This is a genomic window from Ruegeria arenilitoris, assembly GCF_013030265.1.
In the GTDB taxonomy this organism is placed as follows: domain Bacteria; phylum Pseudomonadota; class Alphaproteobacteria; order Rhodobacterales; family Rhodobacteraceae; genus Ruegeria; species Ruegeria arenilitoris_E.
Genome location: NZ_WPZQ01000002.1, coordinates 235,652 through 250,668, shown reverse-complemented (window position 1 = coordinate 250,668; position 15,017 = coordinate 235,652). Strand labels below are relative to the sequence as shown.

16 protein-coding genes are annotated in these 15,017 nt (G+C 57.6%); 7 read left to right on the top strand and 9 right to left on the bottom strand.

What is annotated here, in order from left to right:
- Nucleotides 1-18: 18 nt before the first annotated feature.
- Nucleotides 19-429, top strand: coding sequence for a VOC family protein (locus tag GOX61_RS04080; RefSeq protein ID WP_170331457.1), 411 nt, complete (start codon nucleotides 19-21; stop codon nucleotides 427-429).
- Between the two features lie 19 nt (nucleotides 430-448).
- On the opposite strand, the gene GOX61_RS04075 is transcribed toward GOX61_RS04080, so the two are convergent.
- The 3 genes from GOX61_RS04075 to GOX61_RS04065 are packed head-to-tail and all read right to left on the bottom strand — an operon-like array spanning nucleotide 449 to nucleotide 5,003.
- Nucleotides 449-3,490, bottom strand: a complete 3,042-nt coding sequence (locus GOX61_RS04075; protein ID WP_170331455.1) for an efflux RND transporter permease subunit — start codon at nucleotides 3,488-3,490, stop codon at nucleotides 449-451.
- An 11-nt stretch (nucleotides 3,491-3,501) separates the two neighbouring features.
- Nucleotides 3,502-4,539: an efflux RND transporter periplasmic adaptor subunit gene (locus GOX61_RS04070; RefSeq protein ID WP_170331453.1), complete on the bottom strand. Its 1,038-nt coding sequence runs from the start codon at nucleotides 4,537-4,539 to the stop codon at nucleotides 3,502-3,504.
- The gene (locus GOX61_RS04065; protein ID WP_155145503.1) at nucleotides 4,536-5,003 is read right to left on the bottom strand and encodes a MarR family winged helix-turn-helix transcriptional regulator; all 468 of its coding nucleotides are present in this window, start codon (nucleotides 5,001-5,003) and stop codon (nucleotides 4,536-4,538) included. Before GOX61_RS04065 ends, GOX61_RS04070 begins: the two co-directional genes overlap by 4 nt.
- Nucleotides 5,004-5,168: 165 nt before the next feature.
- Here GOX61_RS04065 and GOX61_RS04060 point away from each other — a divergent pair, with 165 nt between their 5' ends.
- Together GOX61_RS04060 and GOX61_RS22335 are read left to right on the top strand one after the other, a co-directional pair.
- The gene (locus GOX61_RS04060; RefSeq protein WP_170331451.1) at nucleotides 5,169-6,293 is read left to right on the top strand and encodes a beta-ketoacyl-ACP synthase III; all 1,125 of its coding nucleotides are present in this window, start codon (nucleotides 5,169-5,171) and stop codon (nucleotides 6,291-6,293) included.
- A gap of 183 nt (nucleotides 6,294-6,476) precedes the next feature.
- Nucleotides 6,477-7,295 (top strand): hypothetical protein, encoded by an 819-nt coding sequence (locus GOX61_RS22335; protein WP_217353755.1) that lies wholly within the window; start codon nucleotides 6,477-6,479, stop codon nucleotides 7,293-7,295.
- Between the two features lie 256 nt (nucleotides 7,296-7,551).
- Here GOX61_RS22335 and GOX61_RS04050 read toward each other — a convergent pair whose 3' ends face one another.
- The gene (locus GOX61_RS04050) at nucleotides 7,552-8,013 is read right to left on the bottom strand and encodes a hypothetical protein (RefSeq protein WP_155137288.1); all 462 of its coding nucleotides are present in this window, start codon (nucleotides 8,011-8,013) and stop codon (nucleotides 7,552-7,554) included.
- 356 nt (nucleotides 8,014-8,369) lie between these two features.
- Here GOX61_RS04050 and GOX61_RS04045 point away from each other — a divergent pair, with 356 nt between their 5' ends.
- Nucleotides 8,370-8,948 (top strand): thymidine kinase, encoded by a 579-nt coding sequence (locus GOX61_RS04045; RefSeq protein WP_170331449.1) that lies wholly within the window; start codon nucleotides 8,370-8,372, stop codon nucleotides 8,946-8,948.
- Here the strand turns inward: GOX61_RS04045 and GOX61_RS04040 are convergent.
- The 5 genes from GOX61_RS04040 to GOX61_RS04020 form a co-directional block, all read right to left on the bottom strand.
- On the bottom strand, nucleotides 8,945-9,895 hold the full coding sequence (locus GOX61_RS04040) for a 2-hydroxyacid dehydrogenase (protein ID WP_170331447.1): 951 nt from the start codon (nucleotides 9,893-9,895) through the stop codon (nucleotides 8,945-8,947). The genes GOX61_RS04045 and GOX61_RS04040 overlap by 4 nt on opposite strands.
- Nucleotides 9,895-10,233: a tRNA-binding protein gene (locus GOX61_RS04035; protein ID WP_170331445.1), complete on the bottom strand. Its 339-nt coding sequence runs from the start codon at nucleotides 10,231-10,233 to the stop codon at nucleotides 9,895-9,897. Before GOX61_RS04035 ends, GOX61_RS04040 begins: the two co-directional genes overlap by 1 nt.
- The gene (gene proC, locus GOX61_RS04030) at nucleotides 10,226-11,041 is read right to left on the bottom strand and encodes a pyrroline-5-carboxylate reductase (protein ID WP_170331443.1); all 816 of its coding nucleotides are present in this window, start codon (nucleotides 11,039-11,041) and stop codon (nucleotides 10,226-10,228) included. The genes GOX61_RS04035 and proC overlap by 8 nt, the downstream gene beginning before the upstream one ends.
- 39 nt (nucleotides 11,042-11,080) lie before the next feature.
- Nucleotides 11,081-11,581 (bottom strand): YbjN domain-containing protein, encoded by a 501-nt coding sequence (locus GOX61_RS04025; RefSeq protein WP_155137255.1) that lies wholly within the window; start codon nucleotides 11,579-11,581, stop codon nucleotides 11,081-11,083.
- A 324-nt stretch (nucleotides 11,582-11,905) separates the two neighbouring features.
- Nucleotides 11,906-12,154 carry an accessory factor UbiK family protein gene (locus tag GOX61_RS04020; protein ID WP_155137258.1) on the bottom strand — a complete coding sequence of 83 codons (249 nt, stop codon included), beginning with the start codon at nucleotides 12,152-12,154 and terminating at the stop codon, nucleotides 11,906-11,908.
- Between the two features lie 97 nt (nucleotides 12,155-12,251).
- On the opposite strand from GOX61_RS04020, the gene lgt reads away from it, so the two are divergent.
- The 3 genes from lgt to pgeF are packed head-to-tail and all read left to right on the top strand — an operon-like array spanning nucleotide 12,252 to nucleotide 14,958.
- Nucleotides 12,252-13,139 (top strand): prolipoprotein diacylglyceryl transferase, encoded by an 888-nt coding sequence (lgt, locus tag GOX61_RS04015; protein ID WP_170331442.1) that lies wholly within the window; start codon nucleotides 12,252-12,254, stop codon nucleotides 13,137-13,139.
- Nucleotides 13,136-14,203 carry a class I SAM-dependent methyltransferase gene (locus tag GOX61_RS04010; protein WP_170331440.1) on the top strand — a complete coding sequence of 356 codons (1,068 nt, stop codon included), beginning with the start codon at nucleotides 13,136-13,138 and terminating at the stop codon, nucleotides 14,201-14,203. Before lgt ends, GOX61_RS04010 begins: the two co-directional genes overlap by 4 nt.
- Nucleotides 14,200-14,958: a peptidoglycan editing factor PgeF gene (pgeF, locus tag GOX61_RS04005; RefSeq protein ID WP_155137267.1), complete on the top strand. Its 759-nt coding sequence runs from the start codon at nucleotides 14,200-14,202 to the stop codon at nucleotides 14,956-14,958. The genes GOX61_RS04010 and pgeF overlap by 4 nt, the downstream gene beginning before the upstream one ends.
- Nucleotides 14,959-15,017: the final 59 nt, after the last annotated feature.

The following is a 15,017-nucleotide window of genomic DNA, read 5'->3' as shown; positions in this document are numbered from 1 at the left end:
CAGTCAGGGAGAAAACCCGTGAAACTTTTTACCACCTACGGATCGAACAACCTGCCGCGAGCTATCCGTTTCTATGACGCAATCTTCTCGGTCTTAGAACAACCGCGCCTGCCCGGGTGGTCAGAAGGCTGGGCAGGATGGGGTACGGAACCCGATGAAGGAGTCGGATTCTGGATATGTGCCCCGTATGACGGAGTGCAAGCAAGCAACGGTAACGGTACAATGATCGCCTTTCCGGCAAAGGATGCGGGTCAGGTTCGCAGGTTCCACGAGGCCGGGCTAGCAAATGGTGGAACAGACGAAGGTGGACCGGGCGTCAGAGATCGGTATGAGCCTGATTTCTATGTGGCTTATCTGCGCGATCCGGATGGCAACAAGCTTTCTTGCTTTTGTTATCACTACGACCCGGAAAAAGATAAGGGCGGCTGATCCAGCCGCCCCTGTTTGTTCACGCTGCCGCCAGTCTTCGTTTTTCCTCTCGCGAGAAAAAGATCATGTAGAAGACAGGGGCCGCGACCATGGTGAGGATCGTGGCAAAGGCCAGACCACCCATGATCGTCACCGCCATCGAGACAAAGAACGCGTCTGTCAGCAATGGCGCCATGCCCAGGATCGTGGTGATGGCAGCCAGCATGACGGGGCGCAGACGCGAGACCGAGGCTTCGATGATGGATTCGCGCAGGGGTTTGCCCGTTTCGCGTACCAGATCGATTTCCTCGACCAGAACGATACCGTTCTTGATCAGCATACCCGACAGGCTGAGCAGCCCCAGCAGAGCGGTGAAGGTAAAGGGAAGTCCTGTACCAAGCAGACCAATCACAACACCATTCACCGACATCGGCACCAGCAGCCAGATAATGATTGGCTGACGTATCGCGTTGAAAAGCAAAACGGAAATCAGCACCATGATCAGCAGGCTGAGTGGTAACTGCTTACCCAGGCTCTCCTGCGCATCGCCCGAATCCTCGAACTCGCCACCCCACTCCATCTTGTAGCCAAGTGGCAGTTCCATATCCTCGATTGCACTGCGCACTTCGGAGTGAACCTGAGCCGCCGTCAATTCGGGCGGGATTTCTGCACCCACCGTAATCGTAAGCACTCGGTCACGTCGATGAACCAGCGTATTGAGTGATTTGTACTCGAACCCATCCACCATTTGTTCGATTGGTACAAACTTCTGGGACTGGTCCGAATACACCACCTGATCGACAATCGAGTAATCTCCGTCCGCCGGACGGCGCAAGATGATCGGGATCAGGCGATCCCGCTCGCGCAGGACACCTCCGGTGATACCATCTGTCGAGAACTGCAGGGTGGCCGCGATATCTTCACGGGTCACACCGGCGGTCTGGGCGCGTTCGGTCGCGTAGATCGGCTGTACAGCCAGTTCCTGTTCGCGCCAGTCGTGGTGCACGTGCAGGGCATTCTCGGATGCCTCGGACATGCGCTGCACGGCCTCGTCAGCAAGCTGCCGCAACACAACCGGGTCGCTGCCCGAGAAGCGCGCCTGAATCGGATCACCACCACCGGGACCGAAAATCAGCCGCTTGGTGCGGAACTCACCTTCGGGGAACTGCGCCGAACCGAATGCGGCAAGATCAGCCTGCAGCGCCGGAATGTCATCCAGCGACTCTGTGCGGATGATCATGTGGCCGTAGCTGGGGTTTGGCTTTTCTGCTGCGTAGGTCAGCATGAAGCGTGTCGCCCCCTGCCCCACGAAGGTAGCGACAGAGACCACGTCATCACGCTCGGCCAGCCATTCTTCGAACACGGCCATATCCTCGGCTGTACGCGCGATGGGCGTGCCCTGAGGCAGTTTGTAGTGAACAAAGAACAGCGGCGTGTTGGAATTGGGGAAGAACTGCTGCTTCATCAGACCAAAACCTGCGAAACAGACAACCGTGACCCCGACGAGACCCACAACAACCAGCCAGCGGAAGCGCAAGGCCCAGCTCAGGATGCCCCCATACACACGGAACAGAATTCCGCCATAGGCATCTACCTCACCCTCTTTACCCTGCTTGAAGAAGTAGTGACCGAGAAGAGGTGTCACCGTGATCGCAAGCACCCAGCTGAGCAGCAGTGAGATGCCGATAACTGCAAAGAGCGAGAACAGGAATTCGCCTGTTGCGTCCGGGCTGAGGCCGATGCCGGCAAAGGCCATGATGCCGATAACTGTCGCGCCTAACAGCGGGACTTGTGTTTTCGACGCAACCTCTTCTGCCGCATCACGCGAGGACTTGCCGCGCAGCATCGAGATTTGCATCCCCTCGGCCACAACGATGGCGTTGTCCACGAGCATACCCATGGCAATGATCAGGGCACCAAGCGAAATACGCTCCATCTCGATCGAGAACAGGGACATGAAGAGCAACGTGCCGACCACTGTCAGCAACAGGGTCGAGCCCACTACTACAGCCGCGCGCCAGCCCATGAATATAGCCAGCACCAGAACAACGATTGCCACTGACATGGCGAGGTTCACGAGAAAATCGTTCGAGGCTTGCTCGACCACGACGTGCTGCTGATAGATCGGCAGGATCTCGACGCCAAAGGGAATTTCATTGTCGAGCTCTGCGAACTTGGCATCTGCACGTTTGCCAACCTCGACAATGTTCTCAGTTGCAAGACCCGCAATCCCGAGAGTGAATGCTTCGGTCCCGTTGAACCGGATCATGATGTCAGGGTCGTTCTGGCGACCGCGATAGACATCGGACATGTCGAACAGGTTGATGACCTGTCCCTGCGAACCAACCGACAATCCGGCAATGGCCGAAACACTGTCAGAGCCTTCCGCAGTCAGAATTGTTGTCCGGTCACTGTCGGATCGAAGCGAGCCTGATGCGTTCACTGAGTCGGCATTGGCAATCGCCTCATTGATCGCCTGCAGCGGAACGTTCTGGTTTACGGATATCGACAGGTCGGGTTCGACAAAAATCGCCTCATCCGGCAAGCCCTGGACTTCGACATCGGCAACGCCATCGACGGTCAGCAATTCCCGTCGCAGAAACGTTGCGAGCTCATGCTTTTCCGCATCCGAGAATCCTTCGGCTGTGACTGCGTAAAATAGGCCAAAGACGTCACCGAACCCGTCGTTTACATAGGGAGTGCCGACGCCAGAGGGCAAACCGCGTGCCGCATCGCGCACCTTGGCGCGCAGGCGGGTCCAGATGTCAGGCAGTTCAGAACCGTCATAGGTGGATTTGATTTCCACCTCGATCAGCGACTGGCCCGGCTGGTTGACCGAGGTGATGACATCCACCTCGCCCATTTGCTGGATGGCGGATTCCAGAGGCTCGGACACTTCCAGAGCCACTTGTTCTGCAGTCGCACCGGGATATTGAGTTGCTATGACCGCCTGTTTGATGGTGAAGGCTGGATCCTCGAGCCGCCCGAGGGACGAGAACCCCCAGATGCCTCCGAACAATGCGATCAGGATAACGAGCCAAGTGTAGATTGGCCGGTCTATAGACGCGCGCGCGATATTCATCTGTCCGCCCTTCAGTTCGCAAAGCCGCTAAAGCGGCGTACGGCCTGACCGTCGGTCAGAGTACCACCGCCGGCGACAACGATCTCATCCCCGTCGGACAAGCCCGACAGGACACGAACATCGCCCGTTTGCGTCGGTTCGATCGTTACCGGAACGCGACGGATGGTGCCTTCCTCAGCGCCAACCGGGGAAAAGACCATCACGCCCAGCTCTCCGTCGGCGCCTGCAACGATTGCAGTGGCCGGGACGACGATGCCGGTGCGCTGATCCTGTACCTGCACATTCACTGTGACAGAGGACCCGGGAAGAATTTGCAGACCTTCCGGCGGGGTCAGGCCGAACTGGATGCGGAATGTCTGGCCAACGCTGGAGGTTTCAGCGTCGAACTCACGAATCTCGAGCGGGAAGATTTGATCGCTGACAGGGAATTTCGCAGTGATCGTGATGTCATCCTGCTGGCCGGAGCGCTGGAACAGGATTTCAGGCACGTCCACCTCGATCCGCAGCTCGGACATGTCGTGGATCCGAACGATGGGGGTGCCGGCAGAGATGGTGGTGAATGCCTCGACCGCACGGCTGGAGACCAGCGCATCGAATGGCGCGGTCAGAGTGGCATGCTCCAGCTCGTATTCCGCATCGCGCAAGGCAATCGCGGCCAGTTGAGCGTTGGTCTCGGCATCATCGACGGCGACCTGGCTGGCCGTTGTGCCACGCAGACGTGACAGACGGGCGACTGTGCGGTCGGCCTGCTCTTTCTGCAGGCGGGCGCGGTCAAGCTGAAGCTCGAACGGTTCCTGATCCAGGCTGGCGATCAGATCGCCCTTTGCAATCACGAACCCTTCGGTCACCGGCATATCAACGATTTGCCCTGCGACCTGAAAGGCCAGGTCAACCGTCTGGCGTGCAGCGACACGGCCGAAGAACTGGCGCGAGAAACCTGGGGCTGTTTCACGTACCAGCATCAGTTTTACCGGTTTGGGGGTTTCTTGAGCGGCAATTGGTGATGCCAGAACGGCCAGAGCGAGGCCCAAAGAGGTCAGGAGTTTCATTTCTTCAATCCCTCGGGAATTCCCGTTTTCAGTATGTTGTCTCTGATTTTGCGCGCCAGACGCGCGAATTCTGCGGTTTCTTCGGCGTTCAGGCCGGAGGCGGTCTGAAACAGCTCTCCGGCGACTGTCACCAGCATGTTGCGGGCTTCTTCGCCCTGCTCGGTCAGGACCAGCAGCCAGGCACGGCGATCTTCGGGATCACGCTGACGCGCGAGATAACCGGCCTCTTCCAGCGCATCTGCGGTGGCAGTGATGGTGGACGGCACGGTCAGCATATCAGCCGCCAGAATGCCCATGCGTTTGGGCTGATCCAGCTTGATCAGCATGTGACATTCCTGATGGCTCAGGTCGGTTTCGATGCAATCAAAGCTCTCTTCGAGTTTCCAGTATAGCGCATAGACGCCCATCATCGCCTGAATCTCAGGCGTGAGGCGTCCTAGTCGGCTACTGATGTCATCCGGCATGGTGGGGCTCCATGGAAGTTAGGCGCCATATACTTCGAAATCTGAACTATTCAAGATGTGAAGTTGAAATCGGCAAAATACCCCATATTCCGTTAGGTAAACATCTCTTGATCAAATCCTGCGGTGACTGCATTTTGGGCAAATCCGAAACATTCAGGACCCGCCATGTATACGCCCGCCATCACCGGTACCGGTGTTTTCACGCCAGAGAACGTCATCACGAATGCAGAGCTTGTTCAGGCGTTCAACGCATATGCGGACAAGAAGAACGCTGAAAACGCCGAGGCAATTGCCGCCGGACGCATGGAACCGATGCAACATTCCTCGGAGGAGTTTATCCTCAAGGCCTCGGGCATCGAAAACCGCTATGTGATGGACAAAACCGGCGTCCTTAACCCCGACATCATGTACCCCACGTTACGTCAGCGGAATGATGACGAGCCCGGGATCATGACCGAGATGGCGGTGGACGCCTGCAAAAAGGCTCTGGCACAGGCCGGACGCACGGCAGAAGATGTTGATTTGGTGATCTGCGCGGCCTCGAACCACGAACGCGCCTATCCGGCAGTTGCGATCGAAATACAGCAGGCGTTGGGCATCAACGGGTTCGGCTTTGACATGAATGTCGCCTGTTCATCCGCGACCTTTGGCATTCAGGCAGCTGCGGACATGGTCCGGTCCGGCTCAGTTCGTTCGGCACTTGTGGTGAATCCCGAGATCTGCTCTGGCCATCTAGAATGGCGTGACCGCGATTGCCACTTTATCTTTGGGGATGTGGCGACGGCCACCTTGATCGAACGGATTGAAAATGCAGAAGGTCCGCATTTCGAAATCCTGTCGACCCGCTGCGCCACCGAGTTTTCGAACAACATCCGCAACAACAACGGCTTTCTGCGTCGCTCACGCCCGGACGGTATGATCGATCGCCGTGACATGCAGTTCATGCAGAACGGTCGCAAGGTGTTCAAAGAAGTGCTGCCGATGGTCAGCCGCCACATCAGTGATCACATGGACGCCGAAGGTGTCGAGAGCGGTGATCTGAAGCGGCTTTGGCTACATCAGGCGAACAAGACGATGAACGACTTCATCGGTAAAAAAGTTCTGGGCCGCGAACCCGAAGCAGGTGAGCAACCCAATATCCTGCAGGATTATGCCAACACCTCTTCTGCCGGGTCGATCATTGCGTTTTCCAAACATTCAGATGATCTTCAGGAAGGTGATATCGGCCTGATCTGCTCGTTCGGAGCGGGTTATTCTGTGGGCTCTGTGATCGTCAAAAGGCACAAATAAGCCAAAGTTCTCAGACATTCTGAACCTACAAAAGGTACGGCGCGTACGTGTCGCGCCATACCTTTCTGCAACCTGATCTCAAGCATTCTTCAGAAAATCCAAATCGTCTCTTAATTCCCGGTCGCCATGTGAACCCAATGCAATAACGCATATTGGTTCACGCTGCGTAAGGAGAGTTGCGCCATGCGAAAGAGTACGAGAGCTGGAATGGCCGCATTGGTTGCTGCACCGTTCCTTGGGTTAACAGCAGCCGGTAGCGCAATGGCCCAACCAGAGGTTTGCGATGCACGAACCGCACGCATCGCGGCAAACGCCGGTGACTACGCAGCGATGTGTGAGTGTACGCATGTCACGCCAAGCTTCCTGAAGCGCCTTCAAAAACGCTCGGATTTCGAAACCACCCTATTGAACACAGGACAAATGTGCCCCGGACTCGCAGGTTTGTTGAGTGACCTCCCGACGGCCTCCATTAATAGCCCCTCGAGCTTTGAAGGGCGTGAGACCGATTTCGCGGAGTTTGGTTCGTCGACAGAATTTGATTCGGGGTCAGGCAACAACGGAGGAAACCCCGGTAACGGCGGAGGTAGTGACGCCCCCGGTGGTGGGGGTGGAAATGACAACCCCGGCAATGGCGGCGGCAATGATGGTCCCGGTGACGGTGGTGGAAACGACGGTCCCGGTGATGGCGGCGGAAACGACGGTCCCGGTGATGGCGGCGGAAACGACGGTCCCGGTGATGGCGGCGGAAACGACGGTCCCGGTGATGGCGGCGGAAACGACGGTCCCGGTGATGGCGGCGGAAACGACGGTCCCGGTGATGGCGGCGGAAATGATGGCCCCGGTGATGGTGGCGGAAAAGGTGGCGGCAAAGGCGGTGACGGCGGTGGCAAGGGTGGCCACGGCGGAGGCAAAGGCGGTCACGGCGGTGGAAAAGGTGGCGACGGCAAGGGTGGTCATGGTGGCGGCAAAGGCGGCCACGGTGGCGGCAAAGACAATCGTTGATCACAATCGCCACGATTGGGGGCACTAGATGTGCCCCCACTGCCCAATTCGGCAATGACGAACCGGAAACAGGTAATCGATAGCTTTTCTGGGCAAGCCCTGACTGCAGCATGGCCGTTGATCAGACGCCCGATCGATCGAGTACGAGAATTTCAACGTGGTCTGCCGCTGTTTTTGCCCCTGTACGAAAATGGTCAGGGAACCCACATGGGGTGTACGCGGATTCAGCCATACCCATTTGGGCAAGGCTGAATCGTCAGCTAACGCTTTCTTCCTCGAGATGCAGCTTCATCTCGATCAGGACCTGCTGCAACATGCTGGTTTCCTTCAGCAAGCGCTTGGCCTCGTTTACCGTGATGATACCGTCCTCAATCGCGGCCTGGTACTCGGTCATCAGCATCGCGAACCTCTGACTGAGAGCGATGACATCAGAATTCACACCGCCTGTACGCGGTGCTTCCGTGTTTCTCCCGTCATATGACAGAGTGATGTTCTTGAGATCAGCCAGCGCCGAAGTCACATGCGGATAGGTCGCTACCGCCTCGAGCCGGGCAACGGCATCAACTGGCATAAACCTGTCGGCATGTTCGGCATTGTCGGAATAGTATCTGCCTAGCGTTGCTTTGGATTTTCCGGTGATCTCGCACGCGGCTTCGATTCCAACATCCTTAACCAATGCTTCGGTATGTTTTTTCAGATAGGCCCCGATATCTGCCATGTTCGTACCTTTGTTACCTGCGATGCCCTTTCCATCTGCTCTTGCGGGGGAAAGGGCGGGAAAATTTCCCATACTCGATTCATAATTGAAATGTCATACATTGGCTATCCCTCAGATAAACGAGGGCTTTTGTGAGTGAGTGGCGGCAGTTCATGCCGGTAACGAGTGATTGCAAGGCAGTATTTAAGCCTTGCGCTGTTTTGGCCATATGTTGGCCGACGGCGCCGCTGTTGTGGAAGCGGGGGTATCCATCCCCAAGAGCATCAGCTCGGCCTCTGCGACCGCGACGGCGGCGTCGCTTGGACCAGTTACATTGATCACTTGCCCGATTGGTTTCAGCAATTTAGACCCGCGCCATGGCAAAGCTTTACTTTAATTACTCGACCATGAATGCGGGCAAGTCGACCGTGTTGTTGCAGGCCTCGCACAACTATCGCGAGCGCGGCATGGATACTTACCTGATGACCGCCGCGATCGATGGGCGTGCGGGATCTGGTCGGATCGCATCCCGCATCGGAATCTCGGCCGAGGCAGATACGTTCCTGCCCGAAGATGACGTGTTTTCCATGATCGATTCCCGGCTGAAGCAGGGGCCTGTGGCTTGTGTCTTTATCGACGAAGCCCAGTTTCTGTCCGAAGAACAGGTCTGGCAACTGGCACGGGCCGTGGATGATCTGAAAGTGCCCGTACTGGCCTATGGGCTGCGCGTCGATTTTCAGGGCAAGCTGTTCCCCGGCTCTGCTGCGCTGCTTGCGCTGGCCGACGAGATGCGCGAGGTCCGGACCATCTGCAAATGCGGTCGCAAGGCTACCATGGTGATTCGTCAGGACGAGAACGGCAATGCCATCACCGAAGGGGCTCAGGTGCAGATCGGCGGGAACGAGACCTATGTCTCGCTCTGCCGCAAACACTGGCGTGAGGCGGTCGGGGTTTAGACAGGATTGGGCAGCGGTCGCCCGGCGACAAAGGCTGCAACGTTGTCCAGCGCCATATGGCCCATGTCGGTGCGCACCTCTTCGGTCGCTGTGCCCAGATGAGGTAGCAGCGTGACGTTCTCCATCTCTCGCAATACCTGTGGGACAGCGGGTTCGAATTCGTAGACATCAAGTCCCGCCCCCGCGATTTCACGGGCCTGCAACGCAGTGATCAGAGCGGATTCGTCCACAACTTCGCCCCGGGCGATGTTGATCAGAATACCCGAAGGTTTCATCGCTTCAAGCACGGGCGCGTTAATCAGATGCCGCGTGTCAGCACCGCCGGGAACAGCCAGAACAAGGAAATCGACCGAAGCGGCAAGTTCAAGCAGATCGGGCACGTAGTCTGCATTAAAGTTGAGCTCTTTTCGACTGCGCGCCAGATAGGCGACCTGCATTTCAAAACCGAAATGACAGCGCCGGGCAATGGCCTGCCCAATCCGGCCCATACCGACGATTCCGACCCGTTTGCCGGTCACGTGATGACCCAGCATCTGCGTCGGGTGCCAGCCCTGCCATTCGCCAGAGCGAACCAACCGTTCCCCCTCGCCCGCGCGCCGCGCAGTGGACAACAACAGAGTCATGGCGATGTCGGCTGTGGCGTCGGTCACTGCTCCGGGCGTGTTGGTTACTTGCAGGCCGGCCTGATGCGCGGCATCGACATCAATGTGATTGTAGCCAACACCGAAATTGGCGAGCAGTTTGCAGCGCGGTGACGGAACCTCGGCAAACACCTGATCTGAAAACTGATCACCCAGAGTTGGAATCACGATGTCGAACTCGGACAAAGCGCGCGCCATCTCGTCATGGCTCAAAGGCGCTGTTGATTCGCGAATTTCCACGTCGAAATCCGCTCGTGCACGTGCTTCGACCGCAGGTGTCATAGGTCGCGTAATCCAGAGCTTCATCAGTGCATCCTTCCGCCCACAGGAACCTTGCCATCAGGTCCGATCAGAACGATCTCACCCTTTTCATCCGGCAGGCCCAGCACCAGAACCTCGGACATGAACTTACCGATCTGGCGCGGAGGGAAGTTCACCACGGCCATCACTTGCTTGCCCACCAATGTGGAAGGGTCGTAATACGCGGTGATCTGCGCGGATGTCTTGCGCTCACCAACGTCGCCGCCGAAATCGATCCACATCTTGATCGCGGGCTTCCGCGCCTCAGGGTAAGGCTCGGCGCGGGTAACCTCGCCCACACGGATATCGACCTTGAGAAAGTCGTCAAAGGAAATCTCACTCACGCGACAGCTCCTTGGATCGGTTGGTTGCGGCTTTGACAGCGCGATGCAGCAGATCGGGAAAGCCTTTTTCCTCATGCATCAGCACTTCGAGCGCAGCTTGAGTCGTCCCGTTTGGCGAAGTTACATTGACCCGCAACTGAGACGGGTCCTCTTCTGCAGCCATGGCCAGCGCCCCCGCCCCGGCGACGGTGGATTTTGCCAGCTTCATCGCCAGCTCGTGTGGCAGGCCGTGCGCCTCACCCGCCTTGGCCAGAGATTCGATGAGGTGGAATACATAAGCCGGACCGGATCCGCTGAGACCCGTTACGGCATCCATCTGCGCTTCATCTGAAAGACGAACAGTTTCGCCGATGGCCGAAAGCAGGTTTTCCGCAAGCGTCAGGTCATCATCGGAGGCACTCTTGTTGCCAATCAGCGCCGTGATCCCCTGACGAATCGCAGCAGGTGTGTTCGGCATCGCCCGGACAATTGGCGTATCCTCTCCCAGAACACTTTCAAATGTCGCCAGTGAGGTTCCCGCAGCGATGGATACGAACAGGCTGCCACCACCGCCCAGCGCCTGAATGGCTGGCAGCGCTTCGCCCATCATCTGCGGTTTGACTGCAACGAGGACGACAGCAGGCGCTTCGGGCAGTGGCGTGTTGATATTGACGCCCTGCTCTTTCAGCCAATCGGAAGGGAATGGGTCAATCACCCAGACGGATGCGGCGGGCAGACCGTGATCCAGCCAACCCGCCAACATTGCGGACCCCATCTTACCGCATCCCAGAAGCACAAGCCCCTGCTCGGCGACACGTGACATGTCCATGATTGCCCCTCCCCTAAAAGCGTGGTTCGGGGCAAAGCTTTACGCGCGGCCGTAGGCCTCTGCAATGGCGACTTGCATCGCTTCTTCGGGCGTACGGTTGCCCCAGGTCACCAGTTGGATCGCGGGGTAATACCGCTCGGCGCTCAGCACCGCAGCGCTGATCATGGTATCGATCTGTTCAGGGCTGGCCATCTGACCACCCGCCAGAACCAGCCCGTACCGATAAACCATCAGCTTCTGGTTGGCCCAATAGGTAAATGCGCCTGCCCAGCATTGGTCATTCATCTTGTTGAGCAACTCATACAGCTCATTCTCACGCCCGGCCGGAGGCTCCATCTCGAAGGAGCAAACCATACGGAGTGTTTCGTCATAGTGGGACCAGGCGAGCGTGATCGAGTAAGTGCGCCACTGTCCTTCGACGGCCATGGCGATTTGATCGTCGCCGATGCGGTCAAAATCCCAGTCGTGATGTTCGGCCAGATGTTCAACAATATCGATTGGATGAAGGTCTTCTTCGAGAAACTGCTCGGAAAGGGCCATAATGCCACCTCACTACTCTCTAGCATTTCGGGGCTGGCAGCGCCCCAGCGCTAGTTGCCTGCTCTACAAGCCGGGCTTCCCCCGTAGGCCTGTACTAAATATGGTGCGACGCGAGCCGGGTTCTGGCAACCCTATTTATTGGGGATAACAGCAATAAGTTGTGGACAGCTGACAACGGCAATCAAAATATTGGCACAAATTGCAGCTTTGTCTTGATTAAATTCTGCGATGCGTCAAACTACACCGCACCGCACAACCCGACATTGGATTGCGCGGCGGTTAGTTTTGTCCCGAAAATCTGGATTCTGGTGAGGCGCGCTGGCGTTATTTATCCAGCTTTGCCTCGAGCGCAGCAATGCGCTCTTCGAGTTTGGCGTTTTCTTCGCGCGCTTTCTGCGCCATGGCGCGCACGGCGTCGAATTCTTCACGCGTGACGAAATCACGATCGGCAAGCCACCGGTCGATCATGGACTTCATCGCGTTTTCGGCTTCTTCCCGCGCACCCTGTGCCACGCCCATGGCGTTGGTCATCAGTTGGGAAACGTCATCAAGAATCTTGTTGCGGGTTTGCATGGCTTTACTCCGATATCGCGATTGGTCTCTATATGGGTAAAGAATGGCTCGGGCTCAAGGTTGACTTGCCCCTCTAACCCCGGGCAATGAGACGCACATGCAGGCTGTTCTGAATTTCCCCGATCTGTCGCCCGAACTCTTCTCGATCTCAGTATTCGGGATGGAGTTCGCCCTGAGGTGGTACGCACTGGCTTATATCGCAGGTATCCTGATTGCCTGGCGCATGGCGGTGATGGCGTTGCGGCGCCCGGCTTTGTGGCGGGACGACACGCCTCCGATGAAACCCGAACAGGTCGAGGATCTGATCACATGGATCATTCTGGGCGTGATTCTGGGTGGCCGGTTGGGTTTTGTGCTGTTTTATCAGCCCAGCTATTACCTGTCGCACCCGGCAGAGATCGTGAAGGTCTGGCAGGGCGGCATGGCCTTTCACGGTGGCCTGCTGGGCGTTGTGATCGCCTCTTACCTGTATGCGCGACGCCATAAGATACCGCTTCTGTCTCTGGGAGACCTTGTGGCTTACACGGTTCCGCCGGGCCTGCTGCTGGGCCGACTCTCGAATTTCGTGAATGCCGAATTATGGGGGCGACCCAGCGAACTGCCTTGGGCGGTGATCTTTCCCGGTATGGCTGCGCAGGACTGCCCCGGCGTCGTGGCCGGAATGTGTGCAAGGCACCCGTCACAGCTGTATGAGGCGGCGCTGGAAGGTGTGATACTGGGCGCCGCGTTGATCTGGCTGGCCTATCGCCGCGGGGCGTTTCACAAGCCCGGCCTGATCATGGGGCTGTTCCTTGCCGGGTATGGCGTCTCGCGCTTTATCGTCGAATTCTTCCGTCAGCCTGATGCGCAGTTTGTGTCACCGGGCAACCCGCTGGGACTGGCATGGCATGCTAGCGGATACGGCCTGACAATGGGTCAGTTGCTATCCCTGCCCATGATCGCACTTGGCCTGTGGTTCGTGCTGCGCGCCCGGCGGGCTGTATGACACTGTTGGACCACCTGATCGCGCGCATCCGGCAGGATGGCCCGATGAGCGTGTCCGACTATATGGCCGAATGCCTGTTGCACCCAGAATTGGGTTACTACAGTACACGTGACCCGTTGGGCGCCAAAGGGGATTTCATCACAGCCCCAGAAATCAGCCAGATGTTTGGCGAGTTGATCGGATTGTGCCTGGCACAAATCTGGATCGATCAGGGTCAGCCATCCCCCTTTTCGCTGGCCGAGCTGGGACCCGGGCGCGGCACCCTTATGGCTGACATTCTGCGCGCGACGCGAAACGTCGCGGGTTTTCATGAGGCGGCTCAGGTGCTGCTGCTGGAAGCATCTCCAGCGCTAAGGGATCTGCAGGCCAAAACGTTGAACGGGTTTGAGGTGCGCTGGATCAACACCATCTCTGACCTACCTGAACAGCCCCTGTTTCTGGTGGCCAACGAGTTCTTTGATGCCCTGCCCGTGCGCCAGTTCATTCGTGACGGTGAAGGCTGGCGCGAAAGGTTGATCGGCGAAGATAGCGGGGCGCTGGCATTCGGACTTGGGCCAGACGCCGCACAAGCCGCTCTACAGGACAGACTGACAGATACAAAGGATGGTGATCTGGTCGAACTCTGTGCCGCGGCGATTCCCGTTTTGACCTGCATCGCCGAGCGCATTTCCAACAAAGGTGGAGCAGCTTTGATCGTGGATTATGGCGACTGGCGTTCGCTGGGCGATACGTTGCAGGCCCTGCAGGCCCACGAGCGCTGCGACCCCTTGGGCGACCCGGGTCAGGCTGATCTGACGGCTCATGTGGACTTTGAACCGCTGGCTCTGGCAGCACGTGCCACAGGCTGCGCGCATTCCCGTCTGACACCACAGGGTGTGTTTCTTGAACGGCTGGGCATCACCGCGCGGGCGCAGGCATTGGCAAAGTCCCTGAGCGGTTCGGAGCTGGAAGAGCTGATTGCCGCACATCGCCGGTTGACGCATCCTGCGGAAATGGGAAACCTGTTCAAAGTGCTGGGCCTTTTTCCGGCACATTCGGCGCCACCACCGGGACTGGAATCATGACACTGGAAATTCTCACCTCGGACATGCTGTCGCCCGTCAGGCATGGTTTCTTCAGCCGTCGCGGCGGCGCGTCATCAGGTATCTTTGCTGGTCTGAACTGCGGCTATGGTTCATCCGACCAAACCGAGGCCGTTGCGCTGAACCGAAAGCGGGTGGCAGATGCCATGGAAGTTGAACCCGAGGCGCTGATCGGAGTGCATCAGGTGCATTCTCCAACAGTTGTGACGGTCGACGGCCCTATCAGTGGTGACAAACCAAAGGCTGATGCAGTTGTGACCGCAACGCCCGGGCTGGCCCTGACGATCCTGACGGCTGATTGCCAGCCGGTCCTGTTTGCAGATCCTGATGCGAATGTGATTGGTGCCGCCCATGCAGGTTGGCGCGGAGCTTTGGATGGTGTTCTCGAAGCCACTCTGGATGCGATGGAAGCCCTGGGGGCACGCCGCGAAAACACACGTGCCGTGATAGGCCCGTCGATCTCGCAACGCGCCTATGAGGTCGGGCCTGAATTTATGGACGATTTCATGGCCGAATCTCAGGAAAACGCCCGTTTCTTTGCAAATGGGCAGGATGACCGGCTGCAATTTGACCTGCCGGCCTTTGGCCTGCACCGGCTCAGACAGGCCGGTGTCGGGCAAGCCGAATGGACAAGACACTGCACATATTCCGACCCGGAAAGATTTTATTCTTACCGCCGTGCGACGCACGCAAGTGAAGCCGATTATGGCCGCCTGATTTCCGCCATAAGATTGTAGAATTTGCACCAAATAAGGCAGGCATGCCCCTTTTTTGCCACATTTGTTGTGTTTATCAG

Bases quoted from the DNA above. Each gene is read 5' to 3' on its own strand.
- GOX61_RS22335 (WP_217353755.1), top strand. From the start codon at position 6,477: ATGCGAAAGAGTACGAGAGCTGGAATGGCCGCATTGGTTGCTGCACCG.
- GOX61_RS04010 (WP_170331440.1), top strand. From the start codon at position 13,136: ATGACACTGTTGGACCACCTGATCGCGCGCATCCGGCAGGATGGCCCG.
- pgeF (WP_155137267.1), top strand. From the start codon at position 14,200: ATGACACTGGAAATTCTCACCTCGGACATGCTGTCGCCCGTCAGGCAT.
- lgt (WP_170331442.1), top strand. From the start codon at position 12,252: ATGCAGGCTGTTCTGAATTTCCCCGATCTGTCGCCCGAACTCTTCTCG.
- GOX61_RS04025 (WP_155137255.1), bottom strand. From the start codon at position 11,581: ATGGCCCTTTCCGAGCAGTTTCTCGAAGAAGACCTTCATCCAATCGAT.
- GOX61_RS04020 (WP_155137258.1), bottom strand. From the start codon at position 12,154: ATGCAAACCCGCAACAAGATTCTTGATGACGTTTCCCAACTGATGACC.
- GOX61_RS04045 (WP_170331449.1), top strand. From the start codon at position 8,370: ATGGCAAAGCTTTACTTTAATTACTCGACCATGAATGCGGGCAAGTCG.
- proC (WP_170331443.1), bottom strand. From the start codon at position 11,041: ATGGACATGTCACGTGTCGCCGAGCAGGGGCTTGTGCTTCTGGGATGC.
- GOX61_RS04060 (WP_170331451.1), top strand. From the start codon at position 5,169: ATGTATACGCCCGCCATCACCGGTACCGGTGTTTTCACGCCAGAGAAC.
- GOX61_RS04065 (WP_155145503.1), bottom strand. From the start codon at position 5,003: ATGCCGGATGACATCAGTAGCCGACTAGGACGCCTCACGCCTGAGATT.
- GOX61_RS04050 (WP_155137288.1), bottom strand. From the start codon at position 8,013: ATGGCAGATATCGGGGCCTATCTGAAAAAACATACCGAAGCATTGGTT.
- GOX61_RS04075 (WP_170331455.1), bottom strand. From the start codon at position 3,490: ATGAATATCGCGCGCGCGTCTATAGACCGGCCAATCTACACTTGGCTC.
- GOX61_RS04070 (WP_170331453.1), bottom strand. From the start codon at position 4,539: ATGAAACTCCTGACCTCTTTGGGCCTCGCTCTGGCCGTTCTGGCATCA.
- GOX61_RS04040 (WP_170331447.1), bottom strand. From the start codon at position 9,895: ATGAAGCTCTGGATTACGCGACCTATGACACCTGCGGTCGAAGCACGT.